Annotated in this window: 23 protein-coding genes (1 of these 23 running past the window's edge); 15 read left to right on the top strand and 8 right to left on the bottom strand. The window is 68.7% G+C overall.

Features of this window, described 5'->3' with window-relative positions; translation table 11 throughout:
• Together zwf and edd are read right to left on the bottom strand one after the other, a co-directional pair.
• Positions 1-15, bottom strand: the beginning of a protein-coding gene (gene zwf, locus AZL_RS20620) for a glucose-6-phosphate dehydrogenase (RefSeq protein WP_012976398.1). 1,506 nt of this gene lie to the left of the window's left edge; 15 of the gene's 1,521 nt are visible here — the first part of the coding sequence; it begins with the start codon at positions 13-15; the stop codon falls past the left edge of the window.
• Positions 16-152: 137 nt separating this feature from the next.
• The gene (edd, locus tag AZL_RS20625) at positions 153-1,991 is read right to left on the bottom strand and encodes a phosphogluconate dehydratase (protein WP_012976399.1); all 1,839 of its coding nucleotides are present in this window, start codon (positions 1,989-1,991) and stop codon (positions 153-155) included.
• Between the two features lie 206 nt (positions 1,992-2,197).
• On the opposite strand from edd, the gene AZL_RS20630 reads away from it, so the two are divergent.
• The 9 genes from AZL_RS20630 to pqqE all read left to right on the top strand — a co-directional run bounded on the left by AZL_RS20630 (position 2,198) and on the right by pqqE (position 8,786).
• Positions 2,198-3,103, top strand: a complete 906-nt coding sequence (locus AZL_RS20630) for an SIS domain-containing protein (protein WP_012976400.1) — start codon at positions 2,198-2,200, stop codon at positions 3,101-3,103.
• 285 nt (positions 3,104-3,388) lie between these two features.
• The gene (gene pedF / locus AZL_RS20635; protein WP_042444367.1) at positions 3,389-3,784 is read left to right on the top strand and encodes a cytochrome c-550 PedF; all 396 of its coding nucleotides are present in this window, start codon (positions 3,389-3,391) and stop codon (positions 3,782-3,784) included.
• Positions 3,785-3,955: 171 nt separating this feature from the next.
• Positions 3,956-4,606, top strand: coding sequence for a response regulator transcription factor (locus AZL_RS20640; RefSeq protein WP_012976402.1), 651 nt, complete (start codon positions 3,956-3,958; stop codon positions 4,604-4,606).
• A gap of 7 nt (positions 4,607-4,613) precedes the next feature.
• On the top strand, positions 4,614-5,195 hold the full coding sequence (locus tag AZL_RS20645; protein ID WP_247894374.1) for a rhodanese-like domain-containing protein: 582 nt from the start codon (positions 4,614-4,616) through the stop codon (positions 5,193-5,195).
• A gap of 28 nt (positions 5,196-5,223) precedes the next feature.
• Complete coding sequence (gene pqqA / locus AZL_RS37115; RefSeq protein ID WP_247894375.1) at positions 5,224-5,412, top strand: pyrroloquinoline quinone precursor peptide PqqA; 189 nt, start codon at positions 5,224-5,226, stop codon at positions 5,410-5,412.
• Positions 5,413-5,547: 135 nt separating this feature from the next.
• Positions 5,548-6,480 carry a pyrroloquinoline quinone biosynthesis protein PqqB gene (gene pqqB, locus AZL_RS20655; RefSeq protein ID WP_012976404.1) on the top strand — a complete coding sequence of 311 codons (933 nt, stop codon included), beginning with the start codon at positions 5,548-5,550 and terminating at the stop codon, positions 6,478-6,480.
• On the top strand, positions 6,477-7,313 hold the full coding sequence (gene pqqC, locus AZL_RS20660; protein ID WP_012976405.1) for a pyrroloquinoline-quinone synthase PqqC: 837 nt from the start codon (positions 6,477-6,479) through the stop codon (positions 7,311-7,313). Before pqqB ends, pqqC begins: the two co-directional genes overlap by 4 nt.
• Positions 7,310-7,642, top strand: a complete 333-nt coding sequence (gene pqqD / locus AZL_RS20665; protein WP_012976406.1) for a pyrroloquinoline quinone biosynthesis peptide chaperone PqqD — start codon at positions 7,310-7,312, stop codon at positions 7,640-7,642. The genes pqqC and pqqD overlap by 4 nt, the downstream gene beginning before the upstream one ends.
• Before the next feature lie 25 nt (positions 7,643-7,667).
• Positions 7,668-8,786, top strand: coding sequence for a pyrroloquinoline quinone biosynthesis protein PqqE (pqqE, locus tag AZL_RS20670; RefSeq protein ID WP_012976407.1), 1,119 nt, complete (start codon positions 7,668-7,670; stop codon positions 8,784-8,786).
• Positions 8,787-8,800: 14 nt separating this feature from the next.
• Here the strand turns inward: pqqE and AZL_RS20675 are convergent, their stop codons facing one another.
• Entirely contained in the window at positions 8,801-9,220 is a 420-nt protein-coding gene (locus tag AZL_RS20675; protein ID WP_012976408.1) for an Lrp/AsnC family transcriptional regulator, read from the bottom strand.
• Positions 9,221-9,362: 142 nt separating this feature from the next.
• On the opposite strand from AZL_RS20675, the gene AZL_RS20680 reads away from it, so the two are divergent.
• Entirely contained in the window at positions 9,363-9,923 is a 561-nt protein-coding gene (locus AZL_RS20680) for a cysteine hydrolase family protein (RefSeq protein WP_012976409.1), read from the top strand.
• A gap of 65 nt (positions 9,924-9,988) precedes the next feature.
• Here the strand turns inward: AZL_RS20680 and AZL_RS36640 are convergent, their stop codons facing one another.
• Positions 9,989-10,165, bottom strand: coding sequence for a hypothetical protein (locus AZL_RS36640; protein ID WP_012976410.1), 177 nt, complete (start codon positions 10,163-10,165; stop codon positions 9,989-9,991).
• Between the two features lie 202 nt (positions 10,166-10,367).
• On the opposite strand from AZL_RS36640, the gene AZL_RS20690 reads away from it, so the two are divergent.
• The 5 genes from AZL_RS20690 to AZL_RS20710 all read left to right on the top strand — a co-directional run bounded on the left by AZL_RS20690 (position 10,368) and on the right by AZL_RS20710 (position 14,823).
• A complete protein-coding gene (locus AZL_RS20690) occupies positions 10,368-11,279 on the top strand; it encodes a glycine betaine ABC transporter substrate-binding protein OsmF (protein WP_042444703.1) in 912 nt (303 codons plus the stop codon).
• A gap of 66 nt (positions 11,280-11,345) precedes the next feature.
• The gene (locus AZL_RS20695; protein WP_042444705.1) at positions 11,346-12,488 is read left to right on the top strand and encodes an ABC transporter permease; all 1,143 of its coding nucleotides are present in this window, start codon (positions 11,346-11,348) and stop codon (positions 12,486-12,488) included.
• The gene (locus AZL_RS20700; protein ID WP_012976413.1) at positions 12,485-13,429 is read left to right on the top strand and encodes an ABC transporter ATP-binding protein; all 945 of its coding nucleotides are present in this window, start codon (positions 12,485-12,487) and stop codon (positions 13,427-13,429) included. Before AZL_RS20695 ends, AZL_RS20700 begins: the two co-directional genes overlap by 4 nt.
• Entirely contained in the window at positions 13,426-14,184 is a 759-nt protein-coding gene (locus AZL_RS20705; RefSeq protein ID WP_305729355.1) for an ABC transporter permease, read from the top strand. The genes AZL_RS20700 and AZL_RS20705 overlap by 4 nt, the downstream gene beginning before the upstream one ends.
• Before the next feature lie 72 nt (positions 14,185-14,256).
• Positions 14,257-14,823, top strand: a complete 567-nt coding sequence (locus AZL_RS20710; RefSeq protein ID WP_012976415.1) for a hypothetical protein — start codon at positions 14,257-14,259, stop codon at positions 14,821-14,823.
• Between the two features lie 66 nt (positions 14,824-14,889).
• Here the strand turns inward: AZL_RS20710 and AZL_RS33555 are convergent, their stop codons facing one another.
• The 4 genes from AZL_RS33555 to AZL_RS20730 all read right to left on the bottom strand — a co-directional run bounded on the left by AZL_RS33555 (position 14,890) and on the right by AZL_RS20730 (position 19,955).
• The gene (locus tag AZL_RS33555) at positions 14,890-16,110 is read right to left on the bottom strand and encodes a hypothetical protein (protein ID WP_012976416.1); all 1,221 of its coding nucleotides are present in this window, start codon (positions 16,108-16,110) and stop codon (positions 14,890-14,892) included.
• A 223-nt stretch (positions 16,111-16,333) separates the two neighbouring features.
• Positions 16,334-16,951 (bottom strand): PqiC family protein, encoded by a 618-nt coding sequence (locus AZL_RS20720; protein WP_042444375.1) that lies wholly within the window; start codon positions 16,949-16,951, stop codon positions 16,334-16,336.
• Positions 16,952-16,990: 39 nt separating this feature from the next.
• On the bottom strand, positions 16,991-18,679 hold the full coding sequence (locus AZL_RS20725) for an intermembrane transport protein PqiB (RefSeq protein WP_042444377.1): 1,689 nt from the start codon (positions 18,677-18,679) through the stop codon (positions 16,991-16,993).
• Positions 18,672-19,955, bottom strand: coding sequence for a paraquat-inducible protein A (locus tag AZL_RS20730; RefSeq protein WP_042444379.1), 1,284 nt, complete (start codon positions 19,953-19,955; stop codon positions 18,672-18,674). The genes AZL_RS20725 and AZL_RS20730 overlap by 8 nt, the downstream gene beginning before the upstream one ends.
• Positions 19,956-19,973: the final 18 nt, after the last annotated feature.

The raw sequence follows: 19,973 nt of genomic DNA on the forward strand, positions 1-19,973 counted from the left end.
GGAGCGGGAGTTCATCTTCGGACCTCTCGACGTCGGTGGCACGGTGCCTCTGGGCAGCCCGTGCGTTCATGGTGCCACAGGGATGGGCCGGTCACAATGCGGGCCGGCACGACCCGATGCCGGCCCCGGGGTTCCAGGAATCGCCTGCCGGATCAGCCCAGCAGGTTGAGGACGGAGCCGCCCTTCTCCGCCGCGCCGGCATTGTTGCGGAACAGGGCGAACAGTTCGCGCCCGCAGCCGTGGGAGGCATCCTCGCTCGGCGGCGGCGGAGCGCCACGACTCTGCCATTCGGCGCTATCGACCAGGGCGTCCAGCGTTCCGGCCTCGGCATCCAGCCGCAGGATATCGCCGTCGCGCACCCGGCCGAGCGGACCACCGCCCTTCACCTCCGGCGTGACGTGGATGGCGGCAGGCACCTTGCCGGAGGCGCCGGACATGCGGCCATCGGTGACCAGCGCCACCTTGAAGCCCTTGTCCTGCAGCACGCCCAGCGGCGGGGTCAGCTTGTGCAGTTCCGGCATGCCGTTGGCGGCCGGCCCCTGATAGCGGACGACGACGACGACGTCGCGGTCCAGGTCACCGGCGCGGAAGGCGGCCTGGACGGCCTCCTGGTTGTCGAAGACGCGGGCGGGCGCCTCGATCACGCGATGTTCCGGCTTGACCGCCGAGATCTTGATGACGCCGCGGCCGAGATTGCCGGTCAGCACGCGCAGACCGCCCTCGGCGGCGAAGGGGGCCGCGGTGGTGGCGACGACCGTCGGGTCGCCGCTCTGGTCGGTGGCGGAGCGGGTCCAGCTCAGGGCGCCGCCCTCGTCCAGCTCCGGCATGCTGCGATAGGGCTCCAGACCGCCCTCGCCCCAGACGGTGGCGATGTCGGTATGGACAAGGCCGGCATCGATCAGCTGGCCGATGATGAAGGGCATGCCGCCGGCCTGGTGGAAGCGGTTCACATCGGCGCTGCCGTTGGGATAGACGCGCGCCAGCAGCGGGACGACGGCCGACAGGTCGGAGAAATCCTCCCAGGTCAGCTCGATGCCGGCGGCGGCGGCGATGGCCGGGATGTGCAGGGTGTGGTTGGTCGAACCGCCGGTCGCCAGCAGCCCGACGATGCCGTTGACCAGGGCGCGCTCGTCGGCGATGCGGCCGATCGGCGAGCCGGCGCCGGGAGCGGCCATCGCCACCACCCGGCGGGCGGCGGCATCGGTCAGCGCGTCGCGCAGCGGCGTGTCGGGATTGACGAAGCTGGCGCCCGGCAGATGCAGGCCCATGATCTCCATCAGCATCTGGTTGGTGTTGGCGGTGCCGTAGAAGGTGCAGGTGCCCGGCGCGTGATAGGCCTGGGACTCCGCCTCCAGCAGCTCGTCCCGTCCGATCTTGCCCTGGGCGTAGAGCTGGCGCACCTTGGCCTTGTCGGCGTTCGACAGGCCGGAGGGCATCGGGCCGGCGGGAACGAAGATCGTCGGCAGATGGCCGAAGGCGAGCGAGCCGATCACCAGGCCGGGGACGATCTTGTCGCAGATGCCCAGGCAGAGCACGCCGTCGAAGGTGGCGTGGGACAGGGCGACGCCGGTCGCCAGCGCGATGACGTCGCGGCTGAACAGCGACAGCTCCATCCCCTCATAGCCCTGGGTGACGCCGTCGCACATGGCGGGCACGCCGCCGGCCACCTGGGCGACGCCGCCGGCCGCGCGCACCGATTGGCGGATCAGCGCCGGATAGTGCTCATAGGGCTGATGGGCCGACAGCATGTCGTTGTAGGCGGTGACGATGCCGATCGACGGCTGGACCTCGCCACGCAAGGCCGCCTTGTCGTTGGCGCCGCAGGCGGCGAAGGCATGGGCGAGGTTGGCGCAGCCCAGGCGATGGCGGCGCGGCTTTCCGGCGGCGCTTTCCAACCGCGCCAGATAAGCGGCACGGCGGTCGCGGCTGCGCTCCGCGATGCGCTCCGTCACGCGGGCGACGACAGAATTCAGGGAGGCGGGCTTGCTCATGATCGCGTCTCGACCGTTAGTGGGAGGCGATGATTTCCGAAACGGACCATACGCCTGGGAGGGCGGGCTGTGAAGAAATTTTTTTTCATACATAGGCCGCCGCGACTGGATTTCTCGCCATCCGCGGCAAAATTCTTCATAATGGGGGAAAAGCGCGGTTCGAAGCTCTCCCTCGAAGCCCTCTTCCAGAGAAGCAACCTTACGCCATGCCATCCCCGGTCAACAGCGCATCCGCCACTCCTACACCATTGGATATGCTGGGCGAAATCCGCAGGCGGCGCAGCGGGCTGAAGCGGTCCGAAGGGCGGATCGCCGATCTGGTGCTGGCCGATCCACGGCGGGTTCTGGATCTGAACGTCACATCCCTGGCGCAGGCGGCCGAGGTGAGCGAAGCGACGGTCGTGCGGTTTTGCCGCAGCGTCGGCTGTGCCGGCTTCCCTGATTTCAAGCTGCGGCTCGCCGGATCGCAGGCGCGGGACGAGGCGCGGGGCGGCACCCCCTATGTCAGCCAGGACGTCGCGCCGGACGATGATGTCGGCATCTTGGCGCGAAAAATTTTTTCATCGAGCGCCGCCGCCCTCACCACCGCTTCGGCCGCGCTGGACGACCGGGCGCTGGAGCGGGCGATCACGCTGCTGGCGGATGCGCCGCGGGTGCTGTGCGTGGGCACCGGCGGGTCGAGCGCGCTGGCCCAGGACGCCGCGCACAAGCTGTTGCGGTTCGGCGCCGATGCCCAGCCCTGCGCCGATCCGGTGCTGGCACGCATGCTGCTCGTCAATATGGGGGCCGGCTGCGTTCTGCTGGCCCTGTCCAACACCGGGCGCAGCGGGACGATCAACGAGCTGGCCGCGGCGGCGCGGGCCCAGGGCATGGCGGTGGTGGCGATCACCGCCCCCCGGTCGCCGCTCGCCTCCATGGCGACCGTGGTCATCGCCAGCCAGCCGGTGGAGGACACGGAGATGTACACGCCGATGGCGTCGCGGCTGGTGCATCTGACATTGATCGACGTGCTGTCCACCGGCGTCGCGCTGCGGCTGGGTGATCCCGCGGTGCGGCAACTGGCGAAGGTGAAATCGGCGATCAATGCCGGGCGGTTGCCACCACTGGCCTGACGGCCGGCGTTGGGCAGCGATCCCTCTGCCACCCGCCAATCCGCAAACTGCCGCAATCGTCATTCGACCATCGTCGAATAATTAAGCGAACGAACGATTGCTATCCTCGGCCGCAATCCGGCCCTGCGACCATCCCGCCTCCCCGCGAAACCGGGGCGGAGGCGCGGTGAACGCGGGAGCCAAAAACGGATGCAGGAAGAGGACGCACCGATGACGCACAGGCCCTGCCCGCCGCCACCCCCTTCACGCGGCAACCTTTCGCCAACAGCCCCAAAGGCGGTTGTCATGGGCGGGCTGCTGGCGGCGGCGCTGACAGGTGGGGCCTTCGCCCATGGCGACGTCGTGCCCCAGCCGGTGGACACCGCGGGGCTGGAGAAGCTGGGCGACACCTGGCGGGACAGCAATCCCTACCGCGGCAATCCGCGCGCCATCGAGATCGGCGCGTCGGCCTTCAACCAGAACTGCGCGCGCTGCCATGGGCTGGGCGCGGTGTCCGGCGGCATCGCTCCCGACCTGCGCTATCTCGAAAAGGGCGATGCCGGCGACGAGTGGTTCAAGGAACGCGTCACCAACGGTTCGATCCGCAATGGCGTCACCTATATGCCGAAATTCGGCGAGGCCCTGGGGCAGGAGGCGCTGTGGGCGATCCGCTCCTGGCTGGAAACCGTGCATGAAGACTGACCGCCGGCTTCAATCGAAGGGGGTATGTCCGATGGCCGTGCGACATGTTCGCGCACAAAACAATTTGTGCTGTTCACGGTATTGCACCTTCCCGTTTCAGTCTGACACAATGGAGTCGGAAAGTCTTCCCGCCGCCCATCCTCTCCGCCGCTGTGCAGGGAACCGCAGGCCATGACCCGGATCCTGATCGCCGATGACCACCCGATGGTGCGCGACGCCTTGCGCAGCGCGGTGCTCTATTCCTGCCAGGCCACCGATGTGATGGAGGCGGACAGGCTCGACAGCGTCATGCAGGCGCTGGAGGAACGGGGCGACCTCGACCTCGTGCTGCTGGACGTGAACATGCCGGGCATGAACGGGCTGGGTGGGCTGCGCACGCTGCGCCAGCGTTTCCCGGCGACCCCGGTCGTCGTCGTTTCCGCCCATGAGGAGCGCCGCTGGGTCCGGGAGGCGATGGAGAGCGGGGCCGCCGGCTTCATTCCGAAATCCACCCCCCGCGATGCCATCGCCGCCGCCTTGCGCCAAGTGCTGAACGGCGAACTCTATGTTCCGCCCCAGACCGGGGTGGAGGACGGCGCCAACGATTGCGAGGATGCCGAGACCGCTGAGATCGCGCGCCGCATCTCCACCCTGACGGCGCAACAGCTCCGAGTCCTGGAGCTGCTCGGCACCGGCAAGCTGAACAAGGAGATCGCCTTCGATCTCAGCATCACCGAGACGACGGTCAAGGCCCATGTCTCCGCCATCCTGCAAAAGCTGAAGGTCTACAGCCGTACCCAGGCGGTGGTGATCGCCAACCGCGTTCTGGCCGACCGGCGGTGAGGCGGATTTGCGGTTCCCGACAGTCCGGATCGGCCTGACCCTCCCAACCCTCGCCCTTCTCGCGACCATAGGGTTCAATCCTGCCGCCTTCGCCGCCGGCGTGCCGCAGCCGGAGGGTTACCGCCTGTCCGACTACCGCTCCCCCACGCCGGACGGCGTCCCCGGGGCGGAGACTGTCGACACGGCTGCGGTGCGTTCCCTGCTGGCGCAGGGCCGTACGATCCCGATCTTCGTCCAGCGGCTTGAACGCAGCACGCTTCCCGGCGGCCCCTGGCTGCAATCGAAGCCTTACCGGCAGATTCCCGGCAGCGTCTGGTTGCCCAATGTCGGACTGGGCGCACCGGATGCCGCCACGCTGGGCTGGTTCGAATCGCAGTTGGACCGGTTGACCGCCGGCGACCGGGCGCGTGATATTCTGTTCTATTGCCTGTCCGATTGCTGGATGTCGTGGAACGCGGCGAAGCGCGCGGTGTTGCTTGGCTATGCCCGGGTCCATTGGTACCCGACGGGCATCGACGGCTGGATGGAGGCCGGTCTGCCGACGGAGGAGGCGCATCCGCTGCCACCACCGACAGCGCCCGCGCCCTGAAACCGGCGGAGGGACGGGGCCGAAGGGGATGGCGGATTACACCATGGTAGCATGGCGATCCCCCACCCCGGACGGATACTCTTCATCTTGCCAACCATCATGGCCATCAACAATCTGCAATCAGGAGCAACCCGCGATGAAGACCTGGCGCAAACCGAAGACCATCGAGATCGCCGTCGGCACCGAAATCAACGCCTACGCCTGCGCCGGCCTGTAAGCCGGCCCTCAAAGCCCAACGATTCGGGACCGGGGCGCTGTGTGACATCCTTCCCCGGTCCCCCTCCCTTCCACCAGCCTCTCTCTGGACCGCATCCGAGACGGCTCCCGACGGAACGGCGTGAAGACGGTGGCCATGAAGATTCTCGTTCTCGGTTCGGCGGCCGGCGGGGGATTTCCGCAATGGAACTGCGCCTGCGCGGGATGCCGCCGCGCCCGCTCCGGCGATCCGGCGGCCAAGCCGCGTACCCAGTCGTCGCTGGCGGTGACAGCGGACGGTGAGCGTTGGTTGCTGCTCAACGCCTCGCCCGACCTTGGCGCGCAGCTGCTGGCCAATCCGCAGCTTCATCCGACGGGCGGCCTGCGCGGAAACCCGATCAGCGCGGCACTGTTGACCAACGCCGACATCGACCATGTCGCCGGCCTGCTGACGCTGCGCGAATCCCACCCCTTCTCCATCTACGCCACGACCCGCGTCCATGGCGTGCTGGCCGGCAACAGTGTCTTCAATGTGCTGAACCCGGATCTGGTCGCCCGCCGGCAGATGGCGCTGGGCGAACCGTTCGAGCCAACCGGGGCCGATGGCCGCCCGCTGGGGCTGGAGGTGGAGGCCTTCGCCGTGCCAGGCAAGGTGGCGCTCTATCTGGAGGATGCCTCGGCCGGTCCCGGCTTCGGATCGGTCGCGGAGGATACGGTGGCGGTGCGCATCCGCCCGAGCGACGGGTCGGGTGACGGCTTCTTCTACATTCCCGGCTGCGCCGCGCTGCCCGGCTGGCTCGCCGACCGGCTGTTCGGGGCGGCGCTGGTGCTGTTCGACGGCACCACCTGGACCGATGACGAGATGATCCGCAACGGCACCGGAGTCAAGACGGCGGGCCGCATGGGGCATATGCCGATGTCGGGACCGGAGGGAAGCATCGCCGCCTTCGCGCCGCTCTCTGTCGCCCGCAAGATCTACATCCACATCAACAACACGAACCCCGCCCTGCTGGAGGATTCGCCCGAGCGGGCGGAGGCCGAGGCGGCCGGCTGGCGCATCGCCCATGACGGGCTGGAGCTGACCCTATGACCGACCTCCCCACCGAGACCCCGCCCGCCGATGCCCCGCCCGCCGATGCCCCGCCCGCCGATGCCCCGATGTCCCGCGAGGCGTTCCGCGACGCCCTCCACGCCATCGGCGAGCGGCAATATCACGACCTCCATCCCTTCCATCAGCTTCTCCATGGCGGCAAGCTGCGCAAGGGACAGATCCAGGCCTGGGCGCTGAACCGCTTCTATTATCAGGTGTCGATCCCGCGCAAGGATCTGACCATCATGTCGCGCATGGACGACCCGGCGCTGCGCCGGACCTGGCTGCAACGGGTTCTCGACCATGACGGCCTGACCCAGACCGGCGAACTGGACGAGACCAAGGTCGGCGGCATCGAACGCTGGCTGCGGCTGACCGACGGGCTGGGGCTGGACCGCGATTATGTAAGGTCGCTGGAGGGCATCCTGCCCGCCACCCGTTTCGCGGTGGACGCCTATGTCAATTTCGTGCGTGACCATTCGCTGCTGGAGGCCGTGGCCTCTTCGCTGACGGAGCTGTTCGCCCCGTCGATCCACCGCGAGCGGATCGCCGGCTTCGAGCGGAATTACGCGTTCGCCAACGACAGCACCCTGTCCTATTTCCGCAAGCGGCTGGACGAGGCGCCGCGCGACGTGGAATTCGGGCTGGAGTATGTGCTGACCAATGCCCGCACGGCGGAGCGGCAGCGTCAGTGCCTGCACGCCCTGCGCTTCAAGACCGAGCTGCTGTGGGCGCAGCTCGACGCCCTGCACCATGCCTATATCACCCCCAACCTGATCCCACCCGGCGCCTTCGTTCCCGCCGACATGGATGCGACACGGTACAGCCGGTGACCACCCCCACCCCTGCCCCCACCCCTGCCCCCACCCCTGCCCCCACCCCTGCGATCGCGGAGGCCGACCGGCTGCGGCTGGCCCCCGGCGTCATGCTGCGCAACGACCGCCGCCGTGGCCAATGGATGCTGATGGCGCCGGAACGTCTGCTCGTGCTCGACGAGATGGCGCTGGCGGTGGTGCGGGCCTGTGTCGGGCCGGAGGCCGCCGATGTGACCAGCGGCATCGACCGGCTGGCGGCCGAGTATGACGCCCCGCGCCCGGAGGTCGCCGCCGATGTTCTGGAACTGCTGACCGACCTGCGCAACAAGGGCTATGTCGTCACATGAGGCGCGTCCACAGGAGGTGTGTCGAATGAGCTGCGCCCTGCCCGCCTTCGCCGCCGCGACCGCCGCCGAGCCGGCACCGCCCTTCGCTGTGCTGATGGAGCTGACGCACCGCTGCCCGTTGCGCTGCCCCTATTGCTCCAACCCGGTGGCGCTCGACCCCGCCAGCGCCGAGTTGGACAGCGCCACCTGGAAACGCGTGCTGGACGAGGCGGCGGATGCCGGCGCCCTCCAGGTCCATTTTTCCGGCGGCGAGCCCTGCGTCCGCAAGGATCTGGAAGAGTTGGTCGCCCACGCCACCGAGATCGGTCTCTACAGCAATCTGATCACCTCGGCCGTTCTGCTCGACCAGCCGCGCCTGGAGCGGTTGCGGCGGGCCGGACTTCAGCATGTGCAGATCAGCCTCCAGGATTCGGCCGCCGCCGGGGCGGACCGGGTCGGTGGTTTCAAGGGTGGCCACGCGAAGAAGCTGGAGATGGCGCGGGCGGTGGTGGCCCAGGGTCTGGCGCTGACCATCAATGCGGTGCTGCACCGCCACAACATCGACCGGGTGAATGACGTCATCGATCTGGCGATGGATCTCGGCGCCGGGCGGATCGAGATCGCCAACGTGCAGTATTATGGCTGGGCGCTCGCCAACCGCGCGGCGCTGATGCCGTCGCGCGACCAGCTTCTGGCGATGGACGCGGCGGTGCGCGCCCGGCTGCCGGAACTGGCGGGACGGATCGTCGTCGATTACGTCGTGCCGGATTATTACGCCCGCCGTCCGAAAAGCTGCATGGGCGGCTGGGCCCGGCGCTTCATGAACGTCACCCCGCAAGGCCGTGTCCTGCCCTGCCACGCCGCCGAGACCATTCCGGGCATGGAGTTCGAGACGGTGCATGACCGTAGCCTGTCCGACATCTGGCGCGACGGAGCGGCCTTCACCCGGTACCGTGGCACCGCCTGGATGCCGGATCCCTGCCGGTCCTGCGACCACAAAGAGGAGGATTGGGGCGGCTGCCGCTGTCAGGCGCTGGCGCTCGCCGGCAGCGCCGACACCACCGATCCGGTCTGCGAGCTGTCGCCGGCCCATGCCGACGTCGCCCTGCTGCGCGACCGCGACGCCGCGGCGCTGGACAGCGAATGGAGCTATCGCGGGGGCTGAGATCCTTCTCCTTCCTAGACGAACCGTTCGAGCACCATCTGCGTCGTCACCTCGGCGACGCCGGGAAGCGCGGCGATGGCGGCGCGGGCGCTTTCGATGCCGCGGATGTCCGCCGCCTCGGCCCGGATGATCATATCGATGGGACCGGCCACCGCATCCATCGCCACCAGTCCGGGAATCCGCCGCAGCTTGGGAAGCAGTTGGACACAGCTTCGCCCCGGCTCATGGCGCAGCAGGAAATAGGCGGCGACCCCATCCAGCGCCGGCCCCTCCTCGACGGTGGTGAAGCCCTTGATCACCCCCGCCTTCAGCAGACGGTCAAGCCGCTCCTGGGTGGCGCTGCGCGACAGCCCGACATCGCGGGCCAATGCCACCAGCGTGCGGCGGGCGTCCTGGCGCAACGCCGCGAGCAGAATCCGATCCTTCTCGTCCATCCCCCGGTCCCACGCTCGCCACCGCCGCCACCACCACCACCGGCACAATGCCGGTCCGCCGGCATCTTGCCGGGCTGCGACCGGCGCGTCTTTGGCGGATTTTGCCGCACGGGAACCATGAACGATTCGCACGGAGTATCCAATGACCTCGCTTCCGGCCGCCTCGCTTCTTCTGCTGGTCGACATGCAGCGCGCCTTCGACGGGCCGCCCTGGCCGCGCCGCTGGAACCGCGCGCTCGATCACAATGGCCTGAGGCTTCTCGATGCCTGGCGGCGCAGCGGACGGCCGATCATCCATGTGCGGCACGATTCGCAGGCGGCGGCCTCCACCCTCCGTCACGGCCAGCCCGGCAACGACTTCCGCGCGGGCTTCGAACCGCTGGACGGCGAAGCGGTCGTCAGCAAGAGCGTCAATTCAGCCTTCATCGGCACCGACCTCGACCTGCGGCTACGTCGGCAGGGCATCGAACGGCTGGTGGTGTTCGGCATCTCGACCGACATGTGCGTTTCCACCACCGTGCGCACCGGCGCCAATTTCGGATGGCCGATCATGCTGGTCACCGACGCCTGCGATTGCTTCGACCTGCCGGATGGCCAGGGCGGAACGATTCCGGCCGAGCAGGTCCATGCCGTCCATGTCGCGACGCTGGGCTATGAATTCTGCGACCTGACCACCACCGACGCGGTCATCGACCTGCTGTGATCCCGGAAGGGCCGGGCAGCGGCCTGCCAGGCCCCGGTCACAGGCCCCGGTCACAGGCCTTGGTTTCAGGCCTTGTCGCCCGACCCGCCTTTTTCGCCGCCCCCATCCTGCTTGTTGACGGTCGCCCAGGCGCGCCGTTCCGCCTCGTCATGGGAGACGCCACGCTTCTCGTAACCCTCCTCGATATGCCCGGCCTTGCGCTTCTGCTTGTCGGTGTATTTGTCCTTGTCGCCCTGGGTCATCGGAAACACTCCTGCTGCGGTATCCCGCTCAACAGCGATGGCGCCTGGAAGTTTCCTCACCGGAACAGGCCGAAATTCATATCCAGGATCGGACAGTCGGAAAGCGCCGCTTGCCGTTGGCCAAGCCGTCACCCATCCTTTCCCCAATGCATCGAGGGGGAGGTCAGGGGTGTTCACACTGTTCAACAAGGCCCGCGCCGCGATGGGAGCGGCCGCGGTCGTGTTCGGGGTCGCGTTCGGACTTGCCGCCGGATCGGCGCAGGCGGCCGACGCGGTGCGTGTCGGCTCGAAACTGGATGCCGAAAGCGGCTTGCTCGGCACCATGATCCAGCAGGTGCTTCAGGCCAACGGCATCCCGACGGAGAACAAAATCCAGTTGGGGCCCACCAAGATCGTTCGCGGCGCGCTGCTGGCCGGGGAGATCGACATCTATCCCGAATATACCGGCAACGGCGCCTTCTTCTTCAATGTCGACAGCGACCCGGTCTGGAAGAATGCCGGCGCCGGCTATGACAAGGTCCGGCAGCTCGACAAGGAGAAGAACGGCATCGTCTGGCTGAAGCCGGCCCCGGCCAACAACACCTGGGCGCTGGCCGTCCGCCATGACGTGGCCGAGGCCAACACGCTGAAGACGATGGAGGATTTCGCCAAATGGGTGTCCGGCGGCGGCAAGGCCAAGGTCGCCGCGTCCGCCGAGTTCGTCGAGAGCCCGGCCGCCCTGCCCTCCTTCCAGCAGACCTATGGTTTCAGCCTGAAACCCGACCAGATGCTGATCCTGGCCGGCGGCGACACCGCCGCCACCATCCGCGCGGCGGCGGAGCAGACCTCCGGCGTCAACACCGCCATGGTCTATGGCACGGACGGCGCGATCGCGGCGCTGGACCTCGTCGTTCTGACCGACACCAAGGGGGCGCAGATGGTGTATGAGCCGGCGCCGACGATGCGCGCGCCGGTGCTGGCGGCGAATCCGAGGATCCCGGACCTGCTGGATCCGGTCTTCGCCAGCCTGGATGCCGAGACGCTCCGCGCGCTGAACGCCAGGATCTCGGTCGATGGCCAGGACCAGAAGCAGGTCGCCACCGACTGGCTGAAGTCCAAGGGCTTCCTGAAGTAAGCCGACGACGTGACCGGACGCCTTTCCCTGCCCGACCGCCCCCTGCGCAACCGGGTCGCCCTGCTGATGGTCCTGGCCATCGTGGCCGCCGCCCTGGCCTTGCCCTTCCTCGGCTTCGCACCGAACCGGCTGCTGTCCGGGCGGCCGGTGCCGCTGTCGGCGGCGCTGCGGGGGATGGGCGGGGTGGCGGTCCTGCTGACGGGGCTTGTCCTGCTGGCGGTACCGTTCCTGCGACCGACCCGCATCGTGCTCGGCCTGACCATCGCGGCCGGTGGATTGTTCGCCGCCGGGCTGGTCTGGCTGGCCGGCACGCAGGCGGCGGCGCTGGCGGACGGCGCCTCCGCGGCGGCGCGAACCTCCTTCTCCTCGGGATTCTGGGTGATGACGGCGGCGGGGCTGCTGACGGCCGTCGACGCGGCGCGGCGGCTGGGGCTGGGAACCGCCGGCCGGCTGGCCGTCGGCGCGGCGGTCGCCGGGCTGGTGGCGCTGCAATTGTCCTCGGGCCACCTCGATCAGCTGTCGATCCTCAAGGAATACGCCAACCGGCGCGAGCTGTTCGCCGACGCCGTGCTGCGCCATGCCGCCCTGGTGGCGACGGCGCTGGTGCCGACTCTGCTGATCGGCGTTCCCCTGGGCGTCGCGGCCCAGCGGTTGGAGGCGGTGGGGCGCGCGGTGTTCCCGCTGCTGAACGTGGTGCAGACGGTGCCGTCGATCGCGCTGTTCGGCCTGCTGATGGCGCCCCTGGCGGCGTTGGGCGCCCTGTTGCCGGGGATGGGAATCAGCGGCGTCGGTCCGTTGCCCGCCGTGATCGCGCTGACGCTCTATTCGCTGCTGCCGATCGTGCGCAACACCGTGGTCGGGCTGGACGGCGTTCCCGACCCGGTGCGGGAGGCGGCGCGCGGGATGGGACTGACGCCGCGCCAGATCTTCCTGCGGGTGGAACTGCCGCTGGCCCTGCCGGTCTTCCTGTCGGGGTTGCGCATCACCGTCGTCCAGGCGGTCGGGCTGGCGGCGGTGGCAGCCCTGATCGGGGCCGGCGGCCTGGGCGCCATCATGTTCCAGGGGCTGTTCGCCAATGCGCTGGACCTTGTGCTGCTGGGAGCCGTTCCGGTCATCCTGATGGCGGTGGCGGCCGATGCCCTGCTGTCGATCGGCATCGCCGCCACCACCAACCGCCTTGGCGGTCCGCCGGAAAGGAATGCGCCATGATCAGCTTCGAGCGCGTGAGCAAGCGCTTCGGCTCCTGGACGGCGGTCGATGCCGTGTCCTCCACCGTGGCGGAGGGGGAGTTCCGCGTGCTGATCGGCCCGTCCGGCTCCGGCAAATCGACGGTGCTGCGGATGATCAACCGGCTGATCCCGGCCGACGACGGCATCATCCGCATCGACGGCGAGGACATCGCGTCGCTGAAGCCGGAGGAACTCCGCCGTCGCATGGGCTATGTCATCCAGTCGGTCGGGCTGTTCCCGCACTGGACGGTGGAACGCAACATCGCGACGGTGCCCGGCCTGCTCGGCTGGCCCAGGACCCGCATCCGCGACCGGGTGACGGAACTGCTGGAACTGCTGAACCTCGACCCGCGCCGTTACCGCGCCGCCTATCCGCACCAGCTGTCCGGCGGCCAGCAGCAGCGCGTCGGCGTCGCCCGCGCGCTGGCGGCCGAGCCGCGCATCCTGCTGATGGACGAGCCGTTCAGCGCGCTCGACCCGATCACCCGCTCCAGCCTCCAGACCGAACTGTCGGCCATCCACCGGCGCACCGGCACCACCATCGTCTTCGTCACCCACGACATGGACGAGGCCCTGCTGCTGGGCGACAGCATCGCGGTGATGGACCATGGTCGGCTGATCCAATGCGCGGCCCCGCTCGAGATCCTGACCCGCCCGGCCAACCCTCTGGTGCGCGACCTCGTGGGGCGGGAGGATTGGGGGTTGAAGCGGCTGGCGGTGGAGACGGCGGGCGACCGCGCCCGTCCGCGCGAGAGCGTCGGCGGCGCGCCATTGGCCGCCGAAACCCCGCTGCACCGGGCCCTGTCCGAAATGGTCGCCCGCGGCACCGAACGGCTGCCGGTGATGGACGGCGACGGCCGCCCGGCCGGGGTGCTCCATTTGTCCGACCTCGTGCGGCCCGGCGCGGGCGGCTCGCCATGACCGTCGCCGGCATGGCGCCGCGGGAGTTTCTGACCGACCGGCTGATGCTGGGGCTGGTGGCGCTGCTGGCGCTCGTGCTGGGCATGCCGTCGCTGAAACCCCTGTTCGCCACCCTCTATCCCGGTCTCGACCGCCCGCTCTACGAGGCGGAGAGCTTCGTCCGCCTGACACTGGACCATATGGCGCTGGTCGGCGCCTCCAGCCTCGCCGCCATCCTGCTGGGCGGCGGGGCGGGCATCGCGGTGACGCGGCCCTGGGGCCGGGAATTCCGCGGCCTGCTGGAGACCGTCGCCACCATGGGCCAGACCTTCCCGCCGGTGGCGGTGCTGGCGCTGGCGGTGCCGGTGATGGGCTTCGGTCCGGAACCGGCGCTGATCGCGCTGACGCTCTACGCCCTGCTGCCGGTGGTGGAGAACACGGTCGCCGGGCTGGACGGGGTTCCGGCGCCGGTGCTGGACTCGGCCCGCGGATTGGGCATGGGATCGGCGGAGCTATTGTTCAGGGTCGAACTGCCGCTGGCCGCCCCGGTGATCCTGGCCGGCGTGCGCACCGCCGTCATCATCAATGTCGGCACCGCCGCCATCGCCTCCACCGTCGGGGCCAAGACCCTGGGGCTGCCGATCATCGTCGGGCTGAACGGCTCCAATCAGGCCTATGTCATCCAGGGCGCCCTGATCGTCGCCGCCCTCGCGGTGGTGATCGACGCCGGATTCGACCGGCTGGCGGGATGGCTGACCCGCTGGTCGGAAAAATGATAATGAGAATTACTTGCATTTAGATTTGAGCCGGCCTACCCTCCGCTCATCCATCCGAAGCGGAGTCCCGCCATGCAGCCTCATCGCCGTGCCGCCGCAAGTCGCGAGCGTTTCCAGACCCTGAGCGGTACGGAGGCGCTGATCGTGTCGGCGCTTCGGCTCTGGGTCGAGCCGCTGCGGGAGCCGGAGCGCCGTCATCCGCACTGGCAGGACGGGCTGGTCGAGGCGGGCCTGTCCAATGATGCGGCGGTCGCCTTCGATACGCTGCTGCGCATCACGCTGGCGGCGGCCAACCGCCCTCTCGACCTGCACCGCCCGCCCTGCCCGGCGCTGGGCATCGACGAGGTCCTGCTGCTCGACATGCTGCGGCTGGCGCAGCAGGGTGCGCATGGCGAGGCCGGAATCCTGATGAGCGATTGGCTGCCGCTGCCGGGCGTGCGGATGGCGATGGCGCCACTCTGCATACTTGCTTCCGCTTTGGCCCGTGCCGGCCTGGTTCTGCCCGACCCGGCCGTCGATACCGTTCCCGAGTCCAACCGTGAAGCGGGCAGACCCGGACAAGGGCGGCAGGTCCGGACCATGCGTCATGCCGCCACCCCCACCCCGATGGTGGACCCTGGCGGCACGCTCGTTCATTGATCGGCCCGCCCCCTCGGCGGTCCGGCAAAGCGGGAGCGTCCGTCGGCCGCTCCCGCGCGGTGCGCCTCACTTGGCGTTGATGACGCCCCACAGGAAGTCGGCGGACCGGTAGCCGGCCGGCAGGGTCAGCTCGCCGATCGGATTCTGCCCGAGCTGGCCGAGATTAACCTGCCCTTTGGCGTTGAAGGCCGATGCCTTGTGGCAGGTGATGCAGGAGGATTCGGCGATCGGCACATTGACGACGATCCGCTCGGTCACGCTGTTGCCGTCGAGGACGGGTTCATTCAGCGTCGCCGGTTGGGTCGACAGATAGCTGACCTGCGACGCCTTCAGGCAGTAATTGTTGAAGACCGGCGCGACGCTGGCCAACTTGAACAGCGCGGTCAGCTCCGGCGACTTGACGCAGGCGCTCGTCGGGGTGGTGTAGAAGCTGTTGTCCGTCGCCGCCGGAGACACGCTCTGGTTTTGCGTGCCGAACTGGTCATAGCACCCCATGGTGTCGCAGCGGCCGGGGTTGCTCTGGTGCTCGAAGGTCGCCCACAGCCATTGCGGCAGAACCTTGGAGCTGACATGCATGGCGACCATGGCGTAGGTGGTGTCGCCCGAAACGGTGGTGTAGTAGCTGGAGAGCTGCGCGTTGGCGTCCTTCTCCGACATGCCGTTGTTCGTCAGCCACTTGACCAGCCCCGCCTGCGGCACCCAGTCGATCTTGATCGCGACCGCAGTGAAGGGATACTGGATGTCGAGCTTCTCCTTCCACGCCTTCTTGAGGCCGGCGGTGGTGTAGATGTTGCTGTTGACGATGTAGTCGAAGGCGGGCTTGTTGCGCCGCACCTCTTCTGCGACGCAATAGATCTTGGCTTCGGGGGTCTTTTCCTTGGCCTGCGGGAAATTGCCGGCCGCCGGTCCCAGCGGAAGGGCGCAAGGCGCGCCGATCTCGGCCGATTGGGCGGTCGCCACCCCCTTCTTCCTCAATTGCAGCAGGCGGGCATGCTGGAAGGCGCTGATCCCGAAGCGGTTGGCATCCTTCGTCGCCTTGACCGTTCCCGGCCATTGCGGATTGGCGGTGTAGGTGTCCGGATCGGTGGCCCAGGTCTCGAACCGCACGCCGCCTTCCACCGGCCCCACCGCATCGATGAAGACGCCCCAGCTCATCGCATCGATGGCCGGTCCCGGCGAATAGGCCGTGGACTTGGTCGAGCTTTGAGCGGCCTCTGCCGACGGAATGCCCAACAGGGCTGGCAGAACGATGGCCGCGCTGAAAATACCTTTGAGGAATCCGTTCATGTCTAACCCTCTCCCTGAGGTCGGCCAGTCAAAAGAGCTTGTTTTGCGGACAAACTCCCGGTGACACCGCCCCGACCCGGAGGGAAAGGACCGTTGCGGAACAGGTCCGCCATCCGGCGTCGATCCGCAACCTGAATAAGGGAGTTCGCCCGATTGCCCTTCAATGAAAGAAGGGCAATCGGGATCGGTCAACCCTCAAAAGGAGAATATCGGAGGAGAAAAACTATTTTTTGGACAGGGCCGCCACGATCCGATCGGTGAACACCGCGACAGCCTGGCTCATCGCCCGGACCTGGGCGGCGGGAGGCTCGGCCGGAGCGGCGGCAGCGGAAACCTCCACCGTCTCACGCTGGGGGCCGGTCCTGCCGGACGCGGCACCGCTCATCGGCGACAGGCTCCACTGCGCATCGAGAACCACGCGCCCGCCGGCGTCGGCATCGAAGCGCAGAACGGTGACGGACAGCAGGGCGGTCCCCTCTCCGGGGGCGCTGCCGGCCACAGGCAGGACGGTTACGCCCGGCAGCCGGGCGGCAAGATCACCGGCCAGGGAGGAGCGCAGGCCGTCGGCCAGCGGCTCGGCCCAGCGGTCGAACTCCAGTGCCTCGACCCGGTTGCTGTCGAGCCGGCGGACGATCTGCGGCCGGTCGATCAGCATCGGCAAATCCACCGACCCCAGTGCCAGGGTTCCGGCCGCCATGGCCGGGGGAACGGATCGCGTCGGCAGCCCGCCCCCCTCGGGCGGCACAACAGACAGCGTGTAGAGCCGGCTGTCCGGCGTCGACTGGCAGGCCGCCAGCATGAGAAGCGGCGCCGCCAGCGCGGTGCTCCGCAATCCGCGCATCCATCCCTTCACCCGATTTGCCACTGTTTCTCGCCCCTGCTATTTCTTGCCCTGAAGCAGCGCTTCGGGATGACGTTCCAGATAATCGGCCAGCACGCGGAAGGACCGCGCGGCGTCGTTCAACTGCCGCATGACGCCGGGCAGATCGGCCTGCCCGCCGCCGCCGCCCAGCAGCCCCTTGGCGCTGTTCAGCGTGCCCTCCGCCGCCGCCGCCACGCCGTTCAGGCTTTTCACCAACAGCGGCAACTGGCGGTCGGCATTGCGCATCAGCGCATCGGCACTGCCCAGCGCCTTGGCGAGTGCGGCCAGCGACCGCGCCAGATCGGGCGAGCCGGCGACACCGCTCACCGATTGCAGGGTGCCGCGCAGATCTGCGATCAGCCCATCCAGCGGCAGCGCCGCCACCTTGTCCATCACCGCCCCGGCCGAGCGGGTGAGCGAATCCATGTCGCTGGAGGCCAGCGTCGGCAGTTCCGATCTCTCGGTCCCCGGCGCCGGCCGGTATGGCCCCGGTTCGAAGTCGAAGGACACCAGCTTCTGTCCGGTCAGCAGATTGCCCGAGGCCAGCCGGCCCCGCATGCCTTTTTCAACCTGGGTGGCGACCAGCCGGCGCAAGGCCGCCTCGTCCATCGGCCGGTTGTCGAAAATGCCGTAGGTGCGGGCGACCAGATCGGGCTCCAGGTCGATGTCCACCGGAATGCGGATCTGCCGCGAGGCCTCGTCATACTCGATCCTGACGGCAGCCACATGCCCGACCGTCAGGCCGCGCATCAGCACCGGCGCCCCGGCCTGCAAGCCCTGGACGGATCCGGGGAACTCCAGCCGGTAGCGCACGCGCAGCCGGTCACGGGCGGCGGCGGCCGATGCCTGATCCTCGTAGAGGACGAAGCTTGCCCAGTCCGCCGCCTGCGGTCCGGCCTCCGGATCGGGCGGGGTTTCCAGAACCACGCCGCCCAGCACCAGCGTCTTGAGGGATTCGGTCTGGAACTTGATGCCGTCGGCCCCGGCGGTGAACTGGACCCCCGACGAGCGCCAGAACCGGCTTCCCTCATGCACGACACTCTCATAGGGCGCGCGGACGAAGACGGAGACCGACACCGTGCGATCCTGCGGCGACAGGTTGTAGCTCATCACCTCGCCGATCTGGACGCCGCGGAAATAGACCGGAGAGCCCTGGGCCAGCGAGCCGAGCTGCTCCGCCTTCAGGCTGAAGCTGCGTCCCGGAACGTCGGCGCGGACGGCCGGCGGCTCGTCCAGCGCGTCGAACTCGCGGCGGTCGTCGCCGCCGCCGGGCTCCATCTCCACATAGGTGCCGGACACCACCGTGCTCAGACCGGACACGCCGGCCAGGCTGAGGCGGGGAGCCACCACCCAGAAGCGGGTGCCCTCCTTCAGGTGGCGGGTCGCGGCGCGATCCATCCGCGCGGTCGCGATCACCTGGGACAGATCGTCGGACAGCCGGACCGCCTCGATCACGCCGAGTTCGACGTTCTTGTGCTTGATCCGGGTCCGTCCGGCCTCCAGACCGTCGCCGGACGGGAAGGTGATGACGATCTGGGGGCCGCGCTCCTCCAGCCAGCGCCAGCCGAGCCAGCCGGCGATCAGTGCCGCCACCAGCGGCAGCAGCCAGAGGATGGACAGCCGGCGCCGGGTGGAAACCGCCACCTCCGGCGGATGCGGGGTGGACGAATCCGGGGCGGGCGGGGCGGACTGGCCGTCGTCAGTCATGGCGCACTCCATCGGCGCGGTCCCACATCACGCGCGGATCGAAGACATGGCTCGCCAGCATGGTGAGGATCACCACGGCGGCGAAGGCGAGCGCGCCGGAACCGGCACGGATGGAGGCGACGGCGCCGAACTGCACCAGCGCCGAAAGGATGGCGATCATGAAGACGTCCACGTTGGACCAGCGTCCGATGGCATCGATGAAGCGGTAGAGCCGGGTCCGGCCATGCAGCCTCGCGGCGGACCCGCGCCAGGAGGCGACGACGAACCAGACCAGCCCGCCCAGCTTCAGGATCGGCACGGCGATGCTGGCGACGAAGACCAGCAGGGCCAGCGGCCACATGCCGGACCCGGCCAATTCGCCCACCCCGCCCAGGATCGTGCTGGGATCGCCCTGGCCGAAATTGACGACGGTCATCACCGGCAGCAGGTTGGCCGGCACATAGAGGATGGCGCTGGCGGTGACCAGCGCCGTGGTCCGCCCCAGGCTGTCGGGCTCGCGCGCATGCAGGCGGCTGCCGCAGCGCGTGCAGCGGTGCGGTGCCGGCCCATGATCATGGTCCCCGTCATAGGAATGGATACGCTGGCAGACGGAACAGGCGATCCAGCGCCGGGGCGGTGGTTCGGGGTCGGGCGGCGGATGGTCGGGCTGGGCATGGTCGGGCTGGGCATGGTCGATGGCCGACCACAGCCTCCGGCGGTCGAGGCCCTGGTCCATGGCGGTGATCGCCAGCACATAGGCGCCCAGAGCCAGCCCGCCGGTCAGCATCTCCGCGTTGGCGAAGCCGTACAGCTTGGAATAGCCGACCAGCAGGCCGAGCAGGAAGACATCCAGCATCGCCCAGGGGCGCAGCGATTCGGTCAGGGCGAACAGCCTTGCGGTCGCCCGCGGCGATTCAGGCGGACGGCCGCCCCGCAGGCGGAGCAGCACGGCGATCACCCCCAGAACGCGGAGCAGCGGGGCGGCCAGCACCAAGGCCCCGACCAGCAGCGACAGCGGCCACATGCCCTGATCGGCCAGCGCCTCGATCCCGGTGGTGACCAGCCCGGCGCGGTCATTGCCTTGGATATGGACCGCCATCAGCGGGTTGACGGCGATCAGTCCCAGCAGCAGCAGCGCCGTCAGCGCCATCGGCAGGGCATGGCCGGGCCCGCCGGAGACATGGCGGTAAAGCAGCGCCCCACACCGCGTGCAGACGGCACGGCCACCGCGCGGCAGATCACGGACACGATGCAGACGCCCACAATCGGCGCAGGCGACCAGATCGTCCCGTACCATTGCCTGATGCACTCTCAA

Origin of the sequence: Azospirillum sp. B510 (assembly GCF_000010725.1) — a bacterium.
Classification (GTDB): domain Bacteria; phylum Pseudomonadota; class Alphaproteobacteria; order Azospirillales; family Azospirillaceae; genus Azospirillum; species Azospirillum lipoferum_B.

What these genes read in the sequence shown, in the direction of transcription:
- pqqE (WP_012976407.1), top strand. Translation starts at nt 7,668, where the DNA reads ATGAGCTGCGCCCTGCCCGCCTTCGCCGCCGCGACCGCCGCCGAGCCG.
- pqqC (WP_012976405.1), top strand. Translation starts at nt 6,477, where the DNA reads ATGACCGACCTCCCCACCGAGACCCCGCCCGCCGATGCCCCGCCCGCC.
- pqqA (WP_247894375.1), top strand. Translation starts at nt 5,224, where the DNA reads ATGGCGGATTACACCATGGTAGCATGGCGATCCCCCACCCCGGACGGA.
- AZL_RS20730 (WP_042444379.1), bottom strand. Translation starts at nt 19,955, where the DNA reads ATGGTACGGGACGATCTGGTCGCCTGCGCCGATTGTGGGCGTCTGCAT.
- AZL_RS20680 (WP_012976409.1), top strand. Translation starts at nt 9,363, where the DNA reads ATGACCTCGCTTCCGGCCGCCTCGCTTCTTCTGCTGGTCGACATGCAG.
- AZL_RS20675 (WP_012976408.1), bottom strand. Translation starts at nt 9,220, where the DNA reads ATGGACGAGAAGGATCGGATTCTGCTCGCGGCGTTGCGCCAGGACGCC.
- AZL_RS36640 (WP_012976410.1), bottom strand. Translation starts at nt 10,165, where the DNA reads ATGACCCAGGGCGACAAGGACAAATACACCGACAAGCAGAAGCGCAAG.
- AZL_RS20705 (WP_305729355.1), top strand. Translation starts at nt 13,426, where the DNA reads ATGACCGTCGCCGGCATGGCGCCGCGGGAGTTTCTGACCGACCGGCTG.
- AZL_RS20630 (WP_012976400.1), top strand. Translation starts at nt 2,198, where the DNA reads ATGCCATCCCCGGTCAACAGCGCATCCGCCACTCCTACACCATTGGAT.
- AZL_RS20720 (WP_042444375.1), bottom strand. Translation starts at nt 16,951, where the DNA reads ATGCGCGGATTGCGGAGCACCGCGCTGGCGGCGCCGCTTCTCATGCTG.
- AZL_RS20690 (WP_042444703.1), top strand. Translation starts at nt 10,368, where the DNA reads ATGGGAGCGGCCGCGGTCGTGTTCGGGGTCGCGTTCGGACTTGCCGCC.
- AZL_RS20695 (WP_042444705.1), top strand. Translation starts at nt 11,346, where the DNA reads ATGGTCCTGGCCATCGTGGCCGCCGCCCTGGCCTTGCCCTTCCTCGGC.
- pqqB (WP_012976404.1), top strand. Translation starts at nt 5,548, where the DNA reads ATGAAGATTCTCGTTCTCGGTTCGGCGGCCGGCGGGGGATTTCCGCAA.
- pedF (WP_042444367.1), top strand. Translation starts at nt 3,389, where the DNA reads ATGGGCGGGCTGCTGGCGGCGGCGCTGACAGGTGGGGCCTTCGCCCAT.
- AZL_RS20725 (WP_042444377.1), bottom strand. Translation starts at nt 18,679, where the DNA reads ATGACTGACGACGGCCAGTCCGCCCCGCCCGCCCCGGATTCGTCCACC.
- AZL_RS20640 (WP_012976402.1), top strand. Translation starts at nt 3,956, where the DNA reads ATGACCCGGATCCTGATCGCCGATGACCACCCGATGGTGCGCGACGCC.
- AZL_RS33555 (WP_012976416.1), bottom strand. Translation starts at nt 16,110, where the DNA reads ATGAACGGATTCCTCAAAGGTATTTTCAGCGCGGCCATCGTTCTGCCA.
- edd (WP_012976399.1), bottom strand. Translation starts at nt 1,991, where the DNA reads ATGAGCAAGCCCGCCTCCCTGAATTCTGTCGTCGCCCGCGTGACGGAG.
- AZL_RS20710 (WP_012976415.1), top strand. Translation starts at nt 14,257, where the DNA reads ATGCAGCCTCATCGCCGTGCCGCCGCAAGTCGCGAGCGTTTCCAGACC.
- AZL_RS20700 (WP_012976413.1), top strand. Translation starts at nt 12,485, where the DNA reads ATGATCAGCTTCGAGCGCGTGAGCAAGCGCTTCGGCTCCTGGACGGCG.